Source organism: Chlorobiota bacterium (assembly GCA_016710285.1).
In the GTDB taxonomy this organism is placed as follows: Bacteria; Bacteroidota; Ignavibacteria; order OLB7; family OLB7; genus OLB7.
The window spans coordinates 98,534-121,716 of record JADJXR010000001.1 but is presented as its reverse complement, the minus strand read 5'-3'; the positions used below and the strand labels follow the sequence as shown (position 1 = coordinate 121,716).

Here is a 23,183-nt window from a genome sequence, read left to right as displayed (position 1 = left end):
CCACTGCTCGGCGTGATGGCTGCTGTGAATACGGCACAAGCCCAGATTCCACGCACGATGAACTACCAGGGGCGACTGACAAGCACCAGCGGCCAACCGGTCCCCGATGGCTCCTACACGATGACGATTTCCGTGTACGATGTCCAGAACGGCGGCGTAGCTCTATGGAGCGAAACCCAATCAATGGCCGTAAGTGGCGGCATCTTTAACGCAATTCTCGGCGCGATTTCGCCGCTGAATCTGCCGTTCGACAAGCAATACTACGTCGGCATCACGCTTGGTACCGGTACCGAGCTTGTGCCACGCACGCAGTTGACCTCCGTTCCCTATGCTTTGAACGCATGGACGGTTGCCGATGGAGCGATCACCACAGCCAAGATTGCTGATGGTGCGATTACCATGCAAAAAATCAGCCCGGCTGGCGGAACAAATGGCCAAGTCCTGACCATTAACTCCAGCGGCAACGTTGTTTGGTTGACCCCAAGCGGCGGCAACATCAACCAAATTCAAGGCGGCCCCGGTATTGACGTTGATGTCAACAATGGGCGCGCCACCGTCTCGATCGCCAATGGCGGTGTCAACAATGTGATGCTGGCCAACGGCGCGGTGACAACCACAAAAATCGCCAACGACGCTGTTGGAACCAACCAACTAAGCAACGGCGCGGTCAGCACCGATAAGATTGCGAACGGTGCTGTCACCACCGGAAAAATTAGCACGCTGGGCGCGTTAAGCGGGCAGGTGCTGATGGCAACCGGCGCGGGCGCGCAATGGCAAACCTTGAACACCACGCCAACCGGAACCGCCGGCGGCGACCTGACCGGAACCTACCCGAATCCACAGATCCGCCCGGGAGCAGTTGGCGCAGCCGAACTTGCTGGGAACTCTGTCGGGACTTCCAACATCATTGATGGCTCCATCACCCAAAGCAAGTTGGCTCCGGGTGTTAGCGCAATCCCAAGCGGTGCGGCTGGTGGGGACCTGACGGGAACCTATCCAAACCCAGAAATCCGCGCTGGCGCGGTTGGAACTGGTGAGATTGCCGACGGCGCAGTCACCAATCCAAAAATGGCTCCAAGCTCGGTCAGCAGCAGCAATATCATTGATGGAGCGGTGGGAACAGGGGACATTGCCGACGGCGCAGTGACCAACCCGAAAATGGCTCCGAACTCGGTCAACACCACCAACATCGTTGATGGAACGGTGGGAACGGATGATCTTGCTGATGGATCGGTCGCCACGGCAAAACTTGCTGATGGATCCGTCACCAACGTCAAGTTGGCGGTGAACTCCGTCAACACCACGAACATTATTGATGGCACGGTCTCTTCCGCCGACATCGCCGACGGCGCGGTGGGAACAGGAGACTTGGCCGACGGTGCAGTCACCAACGCAAAGCTGGCTCCGAACTCCGTCAACGGTGCGAACATCATTGATGGGTCGGTCAACACGGCTGACATCGCTGATGCTGCAGTCACCACCGGCAAAATTGCCGACGGCGCAGTCACCAGCTCCAAAATGGCTCCGAACTCCGTCAGCGGCGCGAACATCATTGATGGCTCGGTCAACACCGTTGATCTGGCCGATGGCGCAGTCACCACGGGGAAATTGGCCGACGGCGCAGTCACCAACGCCAAGCTGGCTCCGAACTCGGTCAACAGCACGAACATCATTGATGGCTCGATCATCACCGCTGACCTTGCCGACAACTCGGTGACAAGCGCGAAGATTGTTGATGGAACAGTCAACACCGTTGACCTTGCCGACGAAGCAGTCACCACGCAGAAGATCCGCAACTTCACGATCCTGCCGGAAGACATCGCCGACTTCGCGATCACTCGCCAAAAAATTGCCGAGGACGCTGTCAATGCCGAGATCATCGCCGACAACGCCGTCCGCAGCAACCACATTGCCAGCGGTGCAATTACTTCTGATAAGATTGCCCCTGGAGTCTCGTTGCCGCCAGGTGGTCCGGCCGGTGGTGATCTTTCGGGAACGTATCCGAATCCATCCATCCTGAGTGGTGCCGTCACCAGCAGCAAGATTGCCGATAATGCCGTTACTGGCTCCAAGCTCTCCGATGGTGCGGTTTCTAGCATTAAAATCCAAGACCAGGCTGTCACTAACTCCAAGATCCAGGATGCTGCCATCACCCAAAACAAAATTGCTCCGGGTGTATCACTGCCGCCAAACGGCCCAGCAAGCGGTGACCTGACTGGCAACTATCCGAACCCAACGATTGCGTTGGGCGCGGTGACGCAAACCAAGATTCAAGATGGAGCCGTTACCAGCAGCAAAATCGCTGATGGCTCGATCACGCAAGCCAAGTTGGCCGCCAACGTGACGATGCCTCCGGGCGGAGTTGCCGGTGGTGATCTTACCGGAACCTATCCAAACCCAACGATCGCCCTTGGTGTTGTTACTTCCACCAAAATCGCCAACGATGCCGTCACCAGCTCCAAGATCATGGATGGTGGCGTGATGAATGCCGACCTTGCCGATGGCGTTGTCACCAGCGCAAAGCTGGCCAACGATGCCGTCACCAGTTCGCGCATCCTTGATGGCTCGATTGTTGGAAGCGACCTTGCCGATGGCTCGGTTGGTGCATCCAAACTGGCTGACCTTGCTGTCAGCACCAACAAGATTGCCGACGCAGCGGTCAACACCGATAAGATTCTGGATGGAACAATCCAGAATGCCGACCTTGCCAACGGCTCGATCACTGGGTTGAAGCTGGCCGATGCCACCATCACCCAAGCGAAGCTGGCTCCAGGTTTGTCGTTGCCGCCAAACGGTCCGGCAAGTGGCGACCTGGCCGGCACGTATCCGAACCCAACGATTGCGCTTGGTGCAGTAACTACCGACAAAATTGCTGCCGGTGCCGTCACCAGCACGAAGATTGCCGACGGTGCAATCACGCAAGCAAAATTGGATGCCAGCATTACGATGCCTCCAGGCGGTCCCGCCGGTGGCGATCTTGCCGGAACGTATCCAAACCCAACGGTCGCCAACAACGCGATCAACAGCAACAAGCTGGCCGACAACGCTGTCACCACGTCGAAAATTGCTGACGGTGCTGTTCAAAGTGGCGACATCCAAGATGGAGCCGTCACCACAGCAAAAATTGCTGCCGACGCTGTCACCACGTCGCGCATTGCCGATGGAACAGTGGGGCAGAACGACCTTGCCGACAACTCCATCTCCACCGCAAAACTGCAAGATGGATCCATCACGCAAGTGAAGTTTGCCGCTGGAGTGTATCTGCCACCAGGCGGCCCGGCCGGTGGTGATCTTGCGGGAACGTATCCAAACCCGAACATCGCGAACAGTGCCGTCACCAATGGCAAAATTGCCAACGATGCCGTCACCAGCGCGAAAATTCTTGATGGAGCAATCCTCACTGCCGACCTTGCTGACCTTTCGGTAACGAATGCCAAGCTGGCCGACAACGCGGTGGCAACCGACAAGATTCTTGATGGGACAGTTGGCACTGCCGATCTGGCCGACGATGCCGTCACCAGCCAAAAGATTGCCGATGCTGCGGTTGGAACCACCGAAATCGCTGATGGCTCGGTGACGCAATCCAAGTTGGCTCCAGGCTTTGGTCTGCCGCCAGTGGGCGCGGCTGGTGGCGATCTGACGGGAACGTATCCGAACCCGCAAATTGCTTCCGACGCAGTTGGCAGCACCGAAATCGCAAACGGTGCGGTTGGCAACACCGAGCTGGCCGACGATGCCGTCACCACGGCAAAGATTGCTGACGGAGGAGTTGGAACAGCGGACTTGGCAGATCTTTCGGTGACAGAAGCCAAGCTGGCCGCTGATGCCGTCACCACCGGAAAAATTCTGGATGGAACGGTTGGCACAGCCGACGTTGCCGACGATGCCATCACCAGCCAGAAAATCGCTGATGCTGCGGTTGGAACCACCGACCTTGCCGATGCCTCGGTGACACAGGCGAAGATTGCTCCAGGCGTCTTCTTGCCACCAGGCGGTCCTGCCGGTGGTGATCTTGCCGGGACGTATCCGAACCCAACGCTGGCAAATAATGCCGTTGAAAGCATCAACATCACCGACGGCGCAGTTGGCACTGCCGACCTTGCCGACGATGCCGTCACCACGGCGAAGATTCTTGATGGCGGTGTCAACACAAATGACATTGCTGATCTTTCGATCACGCAAGCGAAGATTGCTCCAGGCGTGACGCTGCCCCCGGGCGGCCCAGCTGGAGGCGATCTGACAGGAACATATCCGAACCCAACGCTGGCGAACAATGCTGTTGAGAGCGTCAACATCACCGACGGTGCAGTTGGCACTGCCGACCTTGCCGATGCAGCCGTCACCACTGATAAGATTCTTGATGGCGGTGTCAACACAAATGACATTGCTGATCTTTCGATCACGCAAGCGAAGATTGCTCCAGGCGTGACGCTGCCTCCAGGCGGCCCAGCTGGAGGCGATCTGACAGGAACATATCCGAACCCAACGCTGGCGAACAATGCCGTTGAGAGCGTCAACATCACCGATGGCGCGGTTGGCACCGCCGACCTTGCCGACGATGCAGTCACCAGCGCGAAGATTCTGAACGCAACGATCTTGACCGAGGACATCGCTGATCTTTCGATCACGCAAGCGAAGATTGCTCCAGGCGTGACGCTGCCTCCAGGCGGCCCAGCTGGTGGCGATCTGACGGGGACGTATCCGAACCCAACGCTGGCAAACAATGCCGTTGAAAGCGTGAACATCACCGATGGCGCGGTTGGCACCGCCGACCTTGCCGACGATGCCGTCACCAGCGCGAAGATCCTGAACGCAACGATCTTGACCGAGGACATCGCTGATCTTTCGATCACGCAGGCGAAGATTGCTCCAGGCGTGACGCTGCCCCCGGGCGGCCCAGCTGGTGGCGATCTGACGGGGACGTATCCGAACCCAACGCTGGCGAACAATGCTGTTGAGAGCATCAACATCACCGATGGCGCGGTTGGCACCGCCGACCTTGCCGACGATGCAGTCACCAGCGCGAAGATCCTGAACGCAACGATCTTGACCGAGGACATCGCCGACAACGCAATTACGCAAGCGAAGATCGGCCCAGGCGTGACGCTGCCTCCGGGTGGCCCAGCTGGTGGCGATCTGACGGGGACGTATCCGAACCCAACGCTGGCAAACAATGCTGTTGAAAGCGTGAACATCACCGATGGCGCGGTTGGCACCGCCGACCTTGCCGATGATGCAGTCACCAGCGCGAAGATCCTGAACGCAACGATCTTGACCGAGGACATCGCCGACAACGCAATTACGCAAGCGAAGATCGGCCCAGGCGTGACGCTGCCTCCGGGCGGCCCAGCCGGTGGCGATCTGACGGGGACGTATCCGAACCCAACGCTGGCGAACAATGCTGTTGAGAGCATCAACATCACCGATGGCGCAGTAGGAACTGCAGATTTGGCCGATGGATCGGTGAACACAGATAAAATTCTGGACGCAACAATCCTGACAGCAGACTTGGCGGACAACTCGGTAACGAGCGCGAAGATTGCCGACGGAACGATCCAACAGGTTGACTTTGGTCCAGGCCTGACGCTGCCTCCAGGTGGCCCGGCTGGTGGCGATCTGATGGGGACATATCCGAACCCAGACATCGCTCCAGGCGTGGTGACAAGCGTGGAGTTGGCAGATGATGCCGTCACCAGCGCGAAGATTCTTGATGGTGCAATCTTGACAGCAGACTTGGCGGACAACTCGGTAACGAGCGCGAAGATTGCCGACGGAACGATCCAACAGGTTGACTTTGGTCCAGGCCTGACGCTGCCTCCAGGTGGCCCGGCTGGTGGCGATCTGATGGGAACATATCCGAACCCAGACATCGCCCCGGGCGTGGTGACCAGTGTGGAGTTGGCAGATGATGCCGTCACCAGCGCGAAGATTCTTGATGGCGCGATCCTGACAGCAGACTTGGCGGACAACTCGGTGACAACACCGAAGCTGGCCAACGATGCAGTGACGAGCGGGAAGATTCTCGACGGAACGATTGTGACGACGGACATCGCGACCGACGGAGTGACGACGACGAACATCTTGGACGGAACGATCCTGACAGCCGACTTGGCGGACAACTCGGTAACGAGCGCGAAGATTGCCGACGGAACGATCCAACAGGTTGACTTTGGTCCAGGCCTGACGCTGCCTCCAGGTGGCCCGGCTGGTGGCGATCTGATGGGAACATATCCGAACCCAGACATCGCCCCGGGTGTGGTGACGAGTGTGGAGTTGGCAGATGATGCCGTTACCAGCGCGAAGATTCTTGATGGCGCGATCCTGACAGCAGACTTGGCAGACAACTCGGTGACAACACCGAAGCTGGCCAACGATGCGGTGACGAGCGGGAAGATTCTCGACGGAACGATTGTGACGACGGACATCGCGACCGACGGAGTGACGACAACGAACATCTTGGACGGAACGATCCTGACAGCCGACTTGGCGGACAACTCGGTAACGAGCGCGAAGATTGCCGACGGAACGATCCAGCAGGTTGACTTTGGTCCAGGCCTGACGCTGCCTCCAGGTGGCCCGGCTGGTGGCGATCTGATGGGGACATATCCGAACCCAGACATCGCCCCTGGCGTGGTGACCAGTGTGGAGTTGGCGGATGATGCCGTCACCAGCGCGAAGATTCTTGATGGCGCAATCTTGACGGCAGACTTGGCAGACAACTCGGTGACAACACCGAAGCTGGCCAACGATGCAGTGACGAGCGGGAAGATTCTCGACGGAACGATTGTGACGACGGACATCGCGACCGACGGAGTGACGACGACGAACATTTTGGACGGAACGATCCTGACAGCAGACTTGGCAGACAACTCGGTAACGAGCGCGAAGATTGCCGACGGAACGATCCAACAGGTTGACTTTGGTCCAGGCCTGACGCTGCCTCCAGGTGGTCCAGCTGGTGGCGATTTGATGGGAACATATCCGAACCCAGACATCGCTCCTGGCGTGGTGACAAGCGTGGAGTTGGCGGATGATGCCGTCACCAGCGCGAAGATTCTTGATGGCGCGATCCTGACAGCAGACTTGGCGGACAACTCGGTGACAACACCGAAGCTGGCCAACGATGCGGTGACGAGCGGGAAGATTCTCGACGGAACGATTGTGACGACGGACATCGCGACCGACGGAGTGACGACGACGAACATCTTGGACGGAACGATCCTGACAGCCGACTTGGCGGACAACTCGGTAACGAGCGCGAAGATTGCCGACGGAACGATCCAACAGGTTGACTTTGGTCCAGGCCTGACGCTGCCTCCAGGTGGCCCGGCTGGTGGCGATCTGATGGGAACATATCCGAACCCAGACATCGCCCCGGGTGTGGTGACGAGTGTGGAGTTGGCAAATGATGCGGTCACCAGCGCGAAGATTCTGAACGGAACGATTGCGAACATTGACTTGGCGAACGATGTGATCGCCTCGGCAAACATCATTGATGGCGCGATTCTGACGGCCGACATCGCCAACGACGCGGTGACAGGCGGAAAGATCGCCGATGGAGCGGTTGGAACGTCAAAGATCGCCGACGGTGCAGTCAACTCTGTGAAGATTCAAGATGGCTCGGTGACAACAAACGACATCGCCGACGGAACGATTGCGAACGCCGACTTGTCGGGCAGCTCGGTCTCGACGGCGAACATCATTGACGGAACGATCACGAACGCGGACATCGCGAACGACGCGGTGACGACGAACAACATCATTGATGGTGGGGTTCTCTCGGCAGACTTGGCCAACGGCGCAGTGACGAACGCGAAGTTGGGAGCCGACGCAGTGACGACCGACAAAATTCTGGACGGGACAGTTGGCACAGCCGACTTGGCCGATGGCGGAGTAGGCTCGATTGATCTTGCCAATGCCGCAGTAACGAACGCGAAGTTGGCAACGGATGCAGTCCAAACGACGAACATCTTGGACGGAACGATCCTGACGGCGGATTTGGCGGACAACTCGGTAACGAGCGCGAAGATTGCCGACGGAACGATCCAACAGGTTGACTTTGGTCCAGGCCTGACGCTGCCGCCAGGTGGCCCGGCTGGTGGCGATTTGATGGGAACATATCCGAACCCAGACATCGCTCCAGGTGTGGTGACGAGTGTGGAGTTGGCAAATGATGCGGTAACGAGCGCGAAGATTCTGAACGGAACGATCGCGAATGCGGACTTGGCGAATGATGTGATTGCCTCGGCGAACATCATTGACGGCGCGATTCTGACCGCAGATTTGGCGAACGATGCGGTGACGGCAGGGAAGCTGGCCGATGGAGCGGTTGAACGTCGAAGATCGTTGACGGAGCCGTTACGTCAATCAAGATTGCTGACGGAACGGTGACAACGAACGACATCGCCGACGGAACGATTGCCAACGCCGACTTGGCAGGCAGCTCGGTCTCGACGGCGAACATCATTGACGGAACGATCACGAACGCGGACATCGCGAACGACGCGGTGACGACGAACAACATCATTGATGGTGGGGTTCTCTCGGCAGACTTGGCCAACGGCGCGGTGACGAACGCGAAGTTGGGAGCCGACGCGGTGACGACCGACAAGATTCTGGACGGGACAGTTGGCACAGCCGACTTGGCCGATGGCGGAGTAGGCAGCATTGACTTGGCCAATGCCGCAGTAACAAACGCGAAGTTGGCAACGGATGCTGTCCAAACAACGAACATCTTGGACGGAACGATCCTGACAGCCGACTTGGCGGACAACTCGGTAACGAGCGCGAAGATTGCCGACGGAACGATCCAGCAGGCTGACTTTGGTCCAGGCCTGACGCTGCCGCCAGGTGGCCCGGCTGGTGGCGATTTGATGGGAACATATCCGAACCCAGACATCGCTCCAGGTGTGGTGACGAGTGTGGAGTTGGCAAATGATGCGGTAACGAGCGCGAAGATTCTGAACGGAACGATCGCGAATGCGGACTTGGCGAATGATGTGATTGCCTCGGCGAACATCATTGACGGCGCGATTCTGACCGCAGATTTGGCGAACGATGCGGTGACGGCAGGGAAGCTGGCCGATGGAGCGGTTGGAACGTCGAAGATCGTTGACGGAGCCGTTACGTCAATCAAGATTGCTGACGGAACGGTGACAACGAACGACATCGCCGACGGAACGATTGCCAACGCCGACTTGGCAGGCAGCTCGGTCTCGACGGCGAACATCATTGACGGAACGATCACGAACGCGGACATCGCGAACGACGCGGTGACGACGAACAACATCATTGATGGTGGGGTTCTCTCGGCAGACTTGGCCAACGGCGCGGTGACGAACGCGAAGTTGGGAGCCGACGCGGTGACGACCGACAAGATTCTGGACGGGACAGTTGGCACAGCCGACTTGGCCGATGGCGGAGTAGGCAGCATTGACTTGGCCAATGCCGCAGTAACGAACGCGAAGTTGGCAACGGATGCTGTCCAAACAACGAACATCTTGGACGGAACGATCCAAACGATTGACATTGCCGACAACGCAATTACGCAGGCGAAGATTGCTCCAGGCGTGACGCTGCCTCCAGGCGGCCCAGCCGGTGGTGATCTGACGGGAACGTATCCAAACCCAACGATTGCGAGCAATGCTGTGAACTCGGCAAAGATTGCCGATGCAAGCATCCTGACAGCCGATCTTGCTGATGATGCGGTGACGAGCGCGAAGATTCTGAACGGAACGATCGCGAATGTTGACTTGGCCACCGATGTGATTGCCTCGGCGAACATCATTGATGGCACAGTTCTGACCGCAGATTTGGCGAACGATGCAGTGACGGCAGCGAAGATTCTTGATGGTGCGGTAAGCACCACGAAACTTGCTGACGGCGCGGTGACATCCATCAAGATCGCCGACGGAGGAGTAGGGAACATTGATCTTGCTGCCGATGCCGTAACGAGCGATAAGATCGCCAACGGAACGATCCAGCAGGTTGATTTGGATCCAGGAATCTCGGTTCCACCAAATGGCCCTGCCGGTGGCGACCTAACAGGTAGCTATCCGAATCCAACGATTGCCAACAACGCTGTCAACAGCGTGAAGATCGCCGACAACTCGATCCAATCCATTGACATTCAGGATGGAGGAGTAACCGCGCTCGACATCGCCGACAACGCAATCGTCAACTCGAAGCTGGCCGATAACGCAGTGACATCCGCAGAAATCCTGGATGGCGCGGTGGTGACGGCTAAGCTGGGAGACGGTGCGGTGACCTCGATCAAGATTGCCGACAACGGGATCGCAAACATTGACCTTGGCCCGGATGCGGTGACAACCGACAAGATTGCCGACGGAACGATCACAGTCAACGACATGGGAGCCAACTCCATTAGTGGTGTGGTTCACATCATCAATGGCACGGTGAACACCGACGACATCGCCAACGGAACGATTGATGAGGAGGACATTGCCGACAGCCAGATCACGAACGTGAAGTTGGCCGACAACGCCGTTACCTCCATCAAGATTCTGGATGGAACCATCGTCAATGGAGACCTTGCTGTTGGTGCTGTGACAACCGGAACAATCTTGAACGGAACGATCTTAACGGAAGACCTTGCCGATGATGCAGTGACAACCGCAAAGATTCTGGACGGGACGATCACAACTGCCGATCTTGCCTTCGCAGGCTTGCCACCATCGGGTGCAGCAGGGGGCGATCTGACGGGAACCTATCCAAGCCCAGAGATTGCAGCCAATGCAGTAACAAGTGCTGAAATCCTTGATGGAACAATTGTTGCAGCAGACCTCGGTGCTGGCTCGGTGACAACAACCGCAATCCTTGATGGAACGATTGCTGCTGCCGATATGGGGGCGAACTCGGTTGCAAGTGGCAATATCATTGATGGAACAATCGCTACGGTTGATCTTGGTGCAGGCGTTGTCACCTCCAACGAGATTGCTGATGGCACGGTTGCTAACATTGACATGGCTGCCAACTCGATCAACAGTGGCAACATCGTTGATGGATCGGTCACCAGCACTGACATCACCGATGGCACGATTGCAACGGCGGATATCTCGGCTGGTGCAGTGACAACCACAGAGATTGCTGATGGCACGGTTGGCAACATTGATTTGGCCGCAAACTCGGTCAACACCGGCAACATTGTTGACGGCACGATTGGGAACATTGACATTGCACCTGGTGCAGTCAACAGCGCAAGCATTGCCGATGGAACCGTCACAAGCCTTGACATTACCGACGGCACGATTGCCCTTGCAGATATGGGGGCAAACTCCGTCAACAGCGCGACAATCGTTGATGGCTCGGTTTCGTTGACAACGGATGTGGCTGGCATCCTGCCAATCGCCAACGGTGGAACGAACGGCACAGCAGCACCAACCGCAGGTGCGGTTGCTTATGGCGATGGAACACAATATCAGTTCTCGTTAGCAGGCGTTGCCGGTCAGTTCTTGATCTCCGGTGGTGCGGCTGCTCCAACATGGAGCAACGTGCTGCCAGCGGGAACAACGCTACCGTTCGACCAAATCTCGACAGGAACCAACACCACTGCAGTAATGCAAGTTGGAACCGGCGCATCGCTGGCCCCAACGGGAACCGGTACGGTGACATCGAACGTCTTCATTGCAGCCGCCGGAACAAACGCGGTTGACTTGAATACGGCTGAGGTGGCGGGCATCCTTCCCGATGCCAACCTGACTGGAAACGTGGTGTTGGAAAACGCCAATAACGCGCTGACTGGCAACAACACGTTCGCCGGAACCAGCACGTTCAACGGAGCAACCACAACCACCGCCAACGCAACGTTCGACGCGAACATGACGTTGGGGAATGCACCGGCTGATGTTATCACCATCAATGGTGTGATTGATGCCAATGCCGCAGGAAACACTCTGGGCGATGGAACGGACGCTGTTCAGCTGACGATCAACGGTCCGGGTGCTGGGGCAGTCAACAACACGCTGGATGTGCTTGGCAATATCCACGCAGCGGGCACACTCTCGTCGGGCGCAACTATCGTGATTGACGGTGTTGCGAACCCACGGACAGTGACCTCGGACGGAGCATTGGTCATTGGTTCCGGCGCAGGGGCCAACCTGACGTTGGATGCAGGAGCGGGTGGCCAGATCAACCTTTTGGACAACACCGGGATCACGGGTAACCTGACCGTCTCGGGCATCATCAGCGGTGATGGCTCTGGGTTGACCAATTTGCCGGCAGCGGCAATGGCCAGCTTGCTTGCCGCCAACAACACATGGACCGGAACGAACACGTACAACAACACCGTGACGATGAACGGCACAGCCAACATCGGTGACGGCGGCGATGCAATCGTGTTGAACGGCTCATCGGTGACGGTGACAGGCTTGGGTAACGGTCCGGTTCGCTCAACGGCTGGGGTTCTGTCAACGGGGAATATCAACCTCTCATCGGAGGTGACAGGTACGTTGGCCGACGCAAGCCTCTCGACGAACGTTGCGCTGTTGAACGCTAACCAAACGTTCACGGGTGTCAACACCTTCTCGAACGTAGCCAACAACTTTACCGGTATCGGTACCGGCTTGACGGCACTGAATGCAAGCAACCTTACCAGTGGCACGGTGGCCGATGTTCGCTTAAGCGCAAACGTTGCTCTGTTGAACGCGAACAACGCGTTCACCGGAAACAACACCTATGCGGGCAGCAGCACGATGAACGGGGCATTGGTTGCAAACGACGCGGTCACATTAGGAAACGCAGCGGCTGACGCAATCACGGTGAACGGCACAATGACGGTTGGCAACGGCGCAAGCCTTGCCCCGACAGGAACCGGAACAGTGACGGCCAATCAGTTCGTAGGCGCGACCTCGGTGACCAACAATGTTGACCTGCAAGCAGCAGCGGGTGAGGTTAGCGGCGTGCTGCCGGAAGCAAACGGCGGCACAAGCGAAAGCACCTACGCAACGGGCGATATGTTGTACGCAAGCGCGGCCAACACGCTCGACAAGTTGACGGTTGGCGCGAACGGAGACATCTTGACGGTGGCGGCTGGGGTTCCAACATGGAGCAATAGCTTGCCAGCAACAACAACGATTCCGTTCAACCAAATCTCAAGCGGAAACAACACCACTGCAGCGATGACGGTCGGCAATGGTGCAACGCTTGCTCCGTCGGGAACCGGCGTTGTTACGTCGAACGACTTCGCACGCACCGGCTCGCTAACCGCAGCGGTTGATCTGGCGGTTGCAACCGAAGTCAACGGCATCCTGCCGATTGCCAACGGTGGTACAAACACCAGCACGGCACCAACAACAAACGGCGTGGTCTATGGAAACGCAGGTGCCTACACTTCGTCGGCAGCACCGGCCTCGACCACGCGCCGCTACATGGTGACCAGCACGATCGGAACCGGAGCACCAGCCTACGGACCGGAAATCATCTACGGTCAGCTTGTGCCAGTTGCTCCATTCGTGACGGTCTATCCGGTCGCCGAACCGAACGTGACGGCAACCTCGATCATCAACGTTACCTACCAGGATGTCTCCAGCTCCGGCCAGCGCACGCTGTACGTTACCGCAGTGACACCAGGTACCGGCTTCACGGTGACGATCTCGGCTGCACCAGCGGTTGGAGCCTCACCGGTGATCAACTACACGGTCATCAATCCGTAATTCAGCAGCAGGGCTGGCACAGTATCTGTGCCAGCCCTGCACTGGTATTCAGTCTGCAACGCAGAACTGCGTGCTCTCGCGCGCGCACGCGACAACCAATCACACGACAATCCTACCTTGATTCATTATGCGTACAATCGCTACACCGATAGCCCGTACATGCCTGGTTGCCGGAATACTGCTGACGAGCGGATTGTTGGTTGCTCCAACAACATCGAACGCACAAACCGGTCCACGTGACCTTTCGGCTGAACGGTTCGTTCTTGCACCCGATGCAAGCACGCCGTTCACCATAACCCTTGAAGCACCGGTTCTTACCGGCAATATCCTTCTGCAACTCCCAAATGGAGTTGGCACAGCCTACTTTATCCTCTCAGAATCCACCGGCGGGCAAACCATTAACGACGGCCTGACCGTCAACGATGGCGTAAGTCTGAACGGCGGCATCACTGGAACCGGTGGGTTTACTTTAACAACCGGGTTCTTTAGTGGTGACGGTCAGGGGCTTACAAACCTGAACGCCAGCAATCTTGCCAGCGGGACCGTTCCCAACGGACGGCTAAGCGGGACCTACAGCGGCGCCATCACGATGTCGAATCTGACAATGACTGGTGGAAGCATAAGCAATGCAACAATCAACAACACACCGATTGGTGGCACCACTGCCGCCAGCGGAACGTTCACCACGCTGACGGCAAACACGCAGCTCCGCGTTGCCGAGTCCGGTGGTGGTGGTGATTACACCATCTTCCAAGGGGGCGCGCAAGGGGGGAATATCACCTACACGCTTCCCACCGCTGCGCCAACAGGGAATGGCCAAGTGCTTTCCAGCACAACCGGGGGAACCATGAGCTGGGGACCCCAATTCCTCTCTGCTTCAGCCGCGCTCAATTTTGGGAACACTGGGGCTCAGACAAGCGCAGACCTTACCATCACCGTAAACGGTGCTGCTGCGGGCGATGCGGTCTTCCTGGGCACTCCGAACGGAAGCGTGAACGCGAACTCCACCTTTACCGCATGGGTGTCGGCGGCGAACACTGTGACGGTGCGGTTCAACAACTACAGCAGTGGCTCAATTGATCCTGCAAACGGCACGTTTACCGTCACTGTTGTGAAGTAAGTACGTGGCAACGCTGAAGGTGTGCCGTGGGCGTTTGCAGCCTGCGGCGCACCGCAACTAACATCATCGTGGAACTGGAACTACTTCGAGTCTTCCTCAACTCAACGGGTGAACTTCAATGCCTATCAATCATAACTCTCGATTAGCCCTGGCGCTTGCTGCTGCCGGCCTTGGTGTCGTCTCGGTGCAATCCTCACTTGCGCAAACTGGGCCTCGGGACCTTGCGGCCCAGCGGTTTGTGCTGGATGATGGAACGGGGAACGGGTTTTCCCTAACCTTGCAGGTTCCGGTCCTTACTGGGAACGTCACGCTGAACTTCCCAACCGCGCTTGGCACCGCCTATTTTATCCTCTCCAATTCCGTTTCTGGGCAGACCATCAACGGTCCGCTGACGCTGGATGGGGGAACAAACCTGACGCTGACAAACCCGCTGCGGGCAATTGATGGCGGCACCGGATTCGACACCTACACCACGGGCGATCTGCTGTTTGCCAACAGCACAACAACCTTGCAGCAGCTTGGTATCGGGACCTCGGGGCAGATGCTGATCAGCAATGGCACAACGCCAAACTGGAGCAACTCGCCAACGATTATCGGGGGGACCATTGATAACACGCCGATTGGAGGAACAACCCCCAGCACCGGCACATTCACAAACCTTGCGGTTACGGGAACCACCAGCTTAGGCGATGGTGTAGGCTCGGATGGCGTGACGGTGAACACCAACGGTGGAAATCTTCAGCTAACGGTGGGCGGGGGAGTCTTCTCGCTGAGCAACTCCACGGGGCTGAATGTTGCCACCGATGGGACGTTGAACGACGCTACCGGAGATTTCACCATCAACGACGCACTGACGCAAACCGGCGGCGGCCAAGTCACCTTCAGCGGCAACGTGGACGCGAACAACGGCTTGGACGTTGGCGGGGCCAACCTAACCGTTGGCGGGACCAACTTCACGGTGGATGTTGCTTCGGGGAACACCGCCACCAGCGGAACCTTAACCGTTGCCAGCACCACAACGCTGAACGGCAACGCCTTCATCGGCAATGGCAACGACGACGTTGCGGTCAACACCGGAACGGGCAACTTCTCCGTGAGCAACAGCACCGGATTGAACGTTGCAACCAACGGCACGTTAAGCGATGCCACCGGAAACCTCACGGTCAACGACAATCTTGATGTCACCGGTTCAACCGCTTTAGGCGATGGCGCAGGCACCGACAACCTAACAGTGACGACCAACGGTGGAAACATTTCGTTGGCTGCTGCTGGCGGAACCTTCGCTGTAAGCAACACCACGGGGCTGAACGTTGCCACCGACGGCACGTTAAGCGATGCCACCGGAACCTTGACCGTCAACGATGACCTGTCGGTAACCGGAAACACCACGTTGGGGGATGCGGCAACTGACGTAATCACCATGAACGGCGCATTCGATGCGAACGACCAGGGGAACGTGATTGGCAATAACGCCAACGCGCAGCAACTTCTGATTGATGGTGTGGTTGGCGGCACTGCCGAGCTTCAGCTTGACGGCGATGCCGACATTGATGGAAACCTGAATGTTGATGGGGCAACAACCCTGAACGGAGCGGCCACCATCGGCGACGGCAACGACAACGTGAACATCAATGCTGGCACAGGAACATTCCAGCTTAGCAGCAGCGGGTTGGACATTGCCACCAACGGCGACTTGAGCGATGATGGGGGAGCGGTGACAGTTGCCGATGGATTCTCGCAGACAGGCGGAGCGCAAGTGACGTTCAGCGGCAACGTTGATGCACAAAACGGCGTGGATGTCACCGGAGCCGACCTAACGGTTGGTGGCGCAAACTTCACCGTCACGGTGGGAAGTGGCAACACAGCCGTTGGTGGAACGCTGACCGTGACAGGGGCAACAAACCTGAACGGAGCGGCCAATATCGGCGACGGCAACGACAACGTGAACATCAATGCTGGCACAGGAACATTCCAGCTTAGCAGCAGCGGGTTGGACATTGCCACCAACGGCGACTTGAGCGACGGTGGCGGAGCGGTGACGGTTGCTGATGACCTGACGATCAACAGTGCTGGCGGTACCGATCTCACCATCACCGAGACCGGTGTTGACCGCAGCAACGCCGCCGACCAAACCTTCGCGATTGATAACAGCGGTGCTGGTGGCGTTCGCGTCCTGGTCAACGGTGCTACTTCGGTGACAAACTCGCGGGTGGCGGTTGCCAACGGGCACATCACCTCCCAACAGACCACGGCCCCCACAACCGGAACGCTTGGTGCTGGTGTTGCCAGTGCCACGCTGACAAGGGCAACAGACGTTGCTGGATTGTTGAATATCACAACCAACGGAACCCCAGCAGCCGGCGCACAAGCAACGGTAACGTTCAATCTTACCTACGGAACTGTACCAGTTGTGGTGCTAACCCCTGCAAACGGAAACGCCGTCGGCCCTGGTGCGCACGTCTCGGCAACAACAGGAGGGTTCACCGTCAGCTTTAGTGGTGTGCCTGCGGCTTCGTCAAGCCATCAGTTCAACTATGTTGTGATCGAGACCCAGTAAGGTTACGCAGAACGCGGGAGGAGTGATCCCTTCCCTGTTCGCGCATAGTTCCTCTTGCTCCCCTCTCCCGCCATGCTGCTGGCGATCTCATCTTCAGCGTGGCAGACTGGGAGAGGGGCAGGGATGAAGCGATGATGAATGTTTTTGCACCACACGTTGCTGCTTCAGCACCCCTTCCTCAACCAAGCCTATCATGAGCGGAATGCATTCTTGATGCAAAACTGAAGAGACTGGCTTCCCTTAGCTCCAACTTCTTGTAAACACTCGAACTACCATGATGACAATGTCCACACGGTTTACCCTTTCGCTGGCCGTCGTTGCTGCTTGTTCGGTTCTAACAGCAACAGCACAAAATCGCGATCTGCGCACGCAGAAGCTGGTTCTGGACGACAACAACAACAACATTGTCACCATTCAAACGCCGACCGGCCCAATTACCGGAGGGACCTTAACCATTCCCGATCCGGCTGGCGCGGGGCAGTTCTTGATTTCCACGCCATCGGGGGGGACGCAATCTGTCTCAGGGCATCTGCTCCCGGGCACCGATAATCTCTACGATTTAGGATCGGGGACTTTCCGGTGGCGGCATCTTTTCCTGAGTGGAAACTTGCAGCTTGGAAGCGGTCTTCGCATCACCGAGCCTGGGGGAACTGATTACACGGAGTTTGTTGCCCAAGCGCAAGCCAACAACATCACTTACACACTTCCGGCAGCCAACGGATCCGCCGGGCAAGTGCTTCGGATTGCCAGCAGCCCTGCGCCAACGGCAACCGCAGCAACGTTGGAATGGGGGGCAAGCAGCGGCTGGAATCTAACGGGCAACACAGGCACCACCGCCGGAACGAACTTTGTGGGCACCACCGACAACCAAGCGTTTGAGATTCACGTGGATGAAGCTGGCACCGCCACCGAAGGCCGCCGCCGAGTGATGCGGTTTGAACCAAACGCCACCAGCGCGAACATCATTGGCGGGTTCAACGGGAACAGCGTGACAAGCGGAGTGATTGGCGCAACGGTGTCAGGCGGTGGGTCAACTGGCAATGTGAACTCGGTCACGGATGACTATGGCGTGGTGGGTGGTGGGCAGAACAACCGTGCAGGGGATAACGCGGGAACAACATCCGATCAGAGGTATGCCACCGTGGGTGGCGGAAGGGACAACACGGCATCGAACAGCTATTCGACCGTGAGTGGAGGAAATGCCAACACGGCATCGGAGAGCTATTCGACGGTGGGTGGAGGAGTGACCAACACGGCATCGGAGAACTATTCGACCGTGGGTGGCGGAGCGAACAACACGGCATCGGGGAGTACTTCGACCGTGGGTGGGGGAGAGCTCAACACGGCATCGCAGATCTATTCGACGGTGGGTGGCGGCCGGAGCAACACGGCAGCCGGCGATTATTCGGCAATCCCCGGCGGTCGTGGGCTAACGCTGAGTGCCGCCCGCAGTTTCGGCTTCCTTGGCGGCAATACTGGGAGCAATGACATGACGATCTCCGATGCCAACGTAGCGGTCTTCGGCAACACCGATCTCTGGCTTGCCAACAACGACAACGCGCCAAGCGAGCTGCGGTTCTTCGAGGCGGAAACGGGCACGGGGGCATTCCCAAGCGGCACCAACTACACAGCGTTCAAAGCGGCATCGGTACAAACGGGGGATATCACCTACACGCTTCCGGCAGCGGCACCAAGCACCGATGAACGGCTGCTCCTTTCCACTTCTGGTGGTACGCTCTCCTGGGGGCGCAGGATGATAAAAGTGACGGTGAACCAAAACATTGCCAGCGTTGCTGCCAACGCATCGTCGGTGGAAACCTTCACTGTTGCCGGCGCCCCAACCTCAAGCTCGGTGATCGTCTCCCCACAAAACGCGCTTACCGATGGCTTGATTATCAGCTATGCCCGCGTCTCGGCTTCGGGTACGGTCGAGGTCAAGTTCCGCAACGAAACTGGCGCGGCAATTGACGAAGCGGCGATGGACTTTTACATAACCGTCATTGACTAATATCTGCCCCCTACAAGCCGTAGCGGCGCAGACGGATCAGGGTTGCTTTGCATCGGCCTGAACGGGGCTAAGCTCCGCTTGCCGATGGCAGTTTTGCAACAGAGCAGGGGATTTGCAGCAATCGCAAACCCCCTGTGCTGTTTTTGATAGAACAGAATGTGATTACCGGAAATACCAACACCGATGTTGGTAGATGATGGTAATGGAGTAAGAAGCATGGCGCGCGCCATGCCTGATGGATTCAAACATGGTTGTACTGCTTGGTGTAGAGGCCAACGGTACATCGCGAACTGGTTTGTAGTGGCAATCACACTGCGTGGGTTGGGGCTACACCAGTAATTCAGATAGCTCACAAGCAGTTGTGCCGTCGGTGTAGAGATACCAGCGGTACAAGGCAAGATCAAAACAAGGTACCACACCAAAAAAGCACAGTATTTTCACTGTGCTATCACCAAGAGGATTACCGATGATGAACGCTTCTGTGAAAAACGTATGCCGCAGCACGGTGCTTGTTGTTGTACTACTCTGTAGCCTTGCAACCGCTTCGGCCCAGTACACCCCCCACCCTCGGGACTTCGCCTCCCATCGGTTCCTAATGGATGACGGAACCGGAAACGGATTCTTCGGCATCATCCGGCTGAACGGAACCCTCACCAACCATATCTACTACGACTTCCCGGTCAACGCCAGCGGCAGCTTCATCTTCTCCAACTCCAGCGGCGGGCAAACAATCGCTGGCGGCCTTGCCGTCACCGGCGGCCTTACTGCCGATATGCTCGCCCTCTCAACCCCGCTTGCTGCCACCAGCGGCGGAACCGGGTTCAGCAGCTATGCCGTTGGTGATATGCTGTACGCCAACACCACAACCTCTCTGGCCCGCCTTCCGATTGGAAGCAACGGACTGATTTTAACCGTCAGCGGTGGCATTCCAACGTGGAGCAACACCGCCAGCAGTTTGTTGCTTCCGTTCAACCAGATCACCAACGGAACGAACACCGGGCAAGCGAACTTGGAGGTGGGGAATGGCTCGGCACTCTATCCTGTGGGAACTGGGGCAATCACCGCCAACCGGTTTGTCACCGCTGCTTCAATAACGGACAATGTGGATTTGGCGACAAGTGAGGTCAGCGGAATCCTTCCCGACCCAAACGTGAGCAACACCCTGACGATCACCGGTGGCTCGATTGATGGAACGCCCGTTGGAGCAACGACCGCCAGCACCGGCCGGTTCACAACAATCACGGGAACGGGCTTGCCAAGCGGCAGCACGTCCACGGTCTTCACGATGTCGAACAGTGGAGCATTGGAGACGCGGACGGCGGCATCGCTGGCAGGGCTGATTGGAGTAAGCACGGACGCAACACTGACGGGTGATGGAACCAGCGGCAGCCCATTGGGACTCAACCTTGCCAACGCGAACACGTGGACAGCAACGCAGACATTCCCAACAACCGCCGCGCAGGGTGATGCATTGATTGCCAGCACGAACAGCGGCAGCACAACGGTCAACGCGGTTCGGATTGGGAACGGGTTGACGAACACGCAAGTCAACGACGATTTAACGATCAGCGGCGGGACGGTGGATAACAGCCCTGTTGGAGCAACGACCGCCAGCACAGGCCGATTCACAACGATCACCGGAACGACGCTGCCAAGCGGCAGCACGTCCACAAACATCATCACGTCGAACGGTGGAGCATTGGAGACACGGACGGCGGCATCGCTGGCAGGGCTGATTGGAGTAAGCACGGACGCAACACTGACGGGTGATGGAACCAGCGGCAGCCCGTTGGGGATCAACCTTGCCAACGCGAACACATGGACGGCAACGCAGACATTCCCAACAACCGCCGCGCAGGGGAATGCATTGATTGCCAGCACAAACAGTGGCAGCAGCACGGTCAACGCGGTTCGTATTGGGAACGGGTTGACGAACACGCAAGTCAACGATGATCTAACGATCAGCGGCGGGACGGTGGATAACAGCCCCGTTGGGGCAACAACTCCAAGCACCGGAGCCTTCACCACACTTGATGCCAACGGCGCGGTGACGCTGGGGAATGGGAACGACAACATCACGCTGAATGCCGGAAGCGGAGTTATCAGCGCATCGGGTGACAAGATTGAGAACGTGGCGGATCCAACAGCGGCGCAAGATGCAGCAACGAAGAACTACATTGACAACACCGCGTTGGGTGGGGTGCTTGGCCCATTTGTTCAGCTTGGACCGGCGGCGTTGCAGACCTACACGGGAGCCAATCCCTTAATCCGGTTGAACGAGACGGGAGCCAGCGCACCAAACCTGATGGACCTGCGGACCGCCGGCACGCAGCATCTGGTGCTGACCAACGGTGGCGCACTGACGGTGACGAACATTGAGGGAACACCAATCGGCGCAACAACCCGCTCGACAGCAAACGTGACGGACTTGGATGCGAATGGCAATGTGACGTTGGGGAACGCCGCCGCCGACGTGGTGACGGTCAACGGAACAACGACGTTTGCCAACCCTGTCACTGCCAACGGAGCGGTGACGCTGGGGAATGGGAACGACAACATCACGCTGAACGCAGGAAGCGGGATCATCAGCGCGTCGGGGGATAAGATTGAGAACGTGGCGGATCCAACAGCGGCGCAGGATGCGGCAACGAAGAACTACGTGGATAATGGCTTCGTCCGTCTTGGCCCGACCTCGGCGCAAACCTACACGGGAGCCAATCCCTTGATCCGGTTGGATGAGACGGGCGGCAGCGCACCAAACCTGATGGACCTGCGGACCGCCGGCACGCAGCATCTGGTGCTGACCAACGGTGGCGCGCTGACGGTGACGAACATTGAGGGAACACCAATCGGCGCAACAACCCGCTCGACAGCAAACGTGACGGACTTGGATGCGAATGGCAATGTGACGTTGGGGAACGCCGCCGCCGACGTGGTGACGGTCAACGGAACAACGACGTTTGCCAACCCTGTCACTGCCAACGGAGCGGTGACGCTGGGGAATGGGAACGACAACATCACGCTGAACGCAGGAAGCGGGATCATCAGCGCGTCGGGGGATAAGATTGAGAACGTGGCGGATCCAACAGCGGCGCAGGATGCGGCAACGAAGAACTACGTGGATAATGGCTTCGTCCGTCTTGGCCCGACCTCGGCGCAAACCTACACGGGAGCCAATCCCTTGATCCGGTTGGATGAGACGGGCGGCAGCGCACCAAACCTGATGGACCTGCGGACCGCGGGAACGCAGCATTTGTTGCTGACGAACGCTGGCGCGCTGACGGCAACCAGCATCCAAGCAACGCCAATCGGGACAACCACCCGTTCGCTTGCAAACGTAACGGACTTGGATGCGAATGGAGATGTGACGTTGGGGAACGCCGCAGCCGATGCGGTGACGGTCAACGGAACGACGACGTTTGCCAACCCTGTCACTGCCAACGGAGCGGTGACGCTGGGGAATGGGAACGACAACATCACGCTGAATGCCGGAAGCGGGGTCATCAGCGCATCGGGGGACAAGATTGAGAACGTGGCGGATCCAACAGCGGCGCAGGATGCAGCAACGAAGAACTACATTGACAACACGGTGTTGGGGGAGTAGTTGGTCCATTCGTTCAGCTTGGACCGGCGGCGTTGCAGACCTACACGGGAGCCAACCCCTTGATTCGGTTGAACGAGACGGGTGGCGGAACACCAAACCTGATGGATTTGCGGACCGCTGGAACGCAGCATTTGTTGCTGACGAACGGTGGTTCGTTGACGGTGACGGCAATTGAGGGAAGCCCGATTGGTGGAACGACCCGAAGCACAGGAGCGTTCACCACA

The 23,183-nt window shown here is 57.9% G+C and carries 6 protein-coding genes; all 6 read left to right on the top strand.

The window, feature by feature from the left end; genetic code table 11:
* Positions 1 to 15: 15 nt before the first annotated feature.
* The 6 genes from IPM61_00400 (at position 16) to IPM61_00375 (ending at position 22,959) form a co-directional block, all read left to right on the top strand.
* Entirely contained in the window at positions 16 to 8,391 is an 8,376-nt protein-coding gene (locus tag IPM61_00400) for a hypothetical protein (protein MBK8909767.1), read from the top strand.
* Positions 8,388 to 13,670 (top strand): hypothetical protein, encoded by a 5,283-nt coding sequence (locus IPM61_00395; GenBank protein MBK8909766.1) that lies wholly within the window; start codon positions 8,388 to 8,390, stop codon positions 13,668 to 13,670. Before IPM61_00400 ends, IPM61_00395 begins: the two co-directional genes overlap by 4 nt.
* Before the next feature lie 127 nt (positions 13,671 to 13,797).
* A complete protein-coding gene (locus IPM61_00390; GenBank protein ID MBK8909765.1) occupies positions 13,798 to 14,790 on the top strand; it encodes a hypothetical protein in 993 nt (330 codons plus the stop codon).
* Between the two features lie 118 nt (positions 14,791 to 14,908).
* Positions 14,909 to 17,347 (top strand): S-layer family protein, encoded by a 2,439-nt coding sequence (locus IPM61_00385; protein ID MBK8909764.1) that lies wholly within the window; start codon positions 14,909 to 14,911, stop codon positions 17,345 to 17,347.
* Between the two features lie 274 nt (positions 17,348 to 17,621).
* The gene (locus tag IPM61_00380) at positions 17,622 to 19,355 is read left to right on the top strand and encodes a hypothetical protein (GenBank protein ID MBK8909763.1); all 1,734 of its coding nucleotides are present in this window, start codon (positions 17,622 to 17,624) and stop codon (positions 19,353 to 19,355) included.
* 466 nt (positions 19,356 to 19,821) lie between these two features.
* The gene (locus IPM61_00375; protein ID MBK8909762.1) at positions 19,822 to 22,959 is read left to right on the top strand and encodes a hypothetical protein; all 3,138 of its coding nucleotides are present in this window, start codon (positions 19,822 to 19,824) and stop codon (positions 22,957 to 22,959) included.
* Positions 22,960 to 23,183: the final 224 nt, after the last annotated feature.

Coding starts and splice junctions, on each gene's coding strand:
- IPM61_00400 (MBK8909767.1), top strand. CDS start 16: ATGGCTGCTGTGAATACGGCACAAGCCCAGATTCCACGCACGATGAAC.
- IPM61_00390 (MBK8909765.1), top strand. CDS start 13,798: ATGCGTACAATCGCTACACCGATAGCCCGTACATGCCTGGTTGCCGGA.
- IPM61_00385 (MBK8909764.1), top strand. CDS start 14,909: ATGCCTATCAATCATAACTCTCGATTAGCCCTGGCGCTTGCTGCTGCC.
- IPM61_00380 (MBK8909763.1), top strand. CDS start 17,622: ATGATGACAATGTCCACACGGTTTACCCTTTCGCTGGCCGTCGTTGCT.
- IPM61_00375 (MBK8909762.1), top strand. CDS start 19,822: ATGATGAACGCTTCTGTGAAAAACGTATGCCGCAGCACGGTGCTTGTT.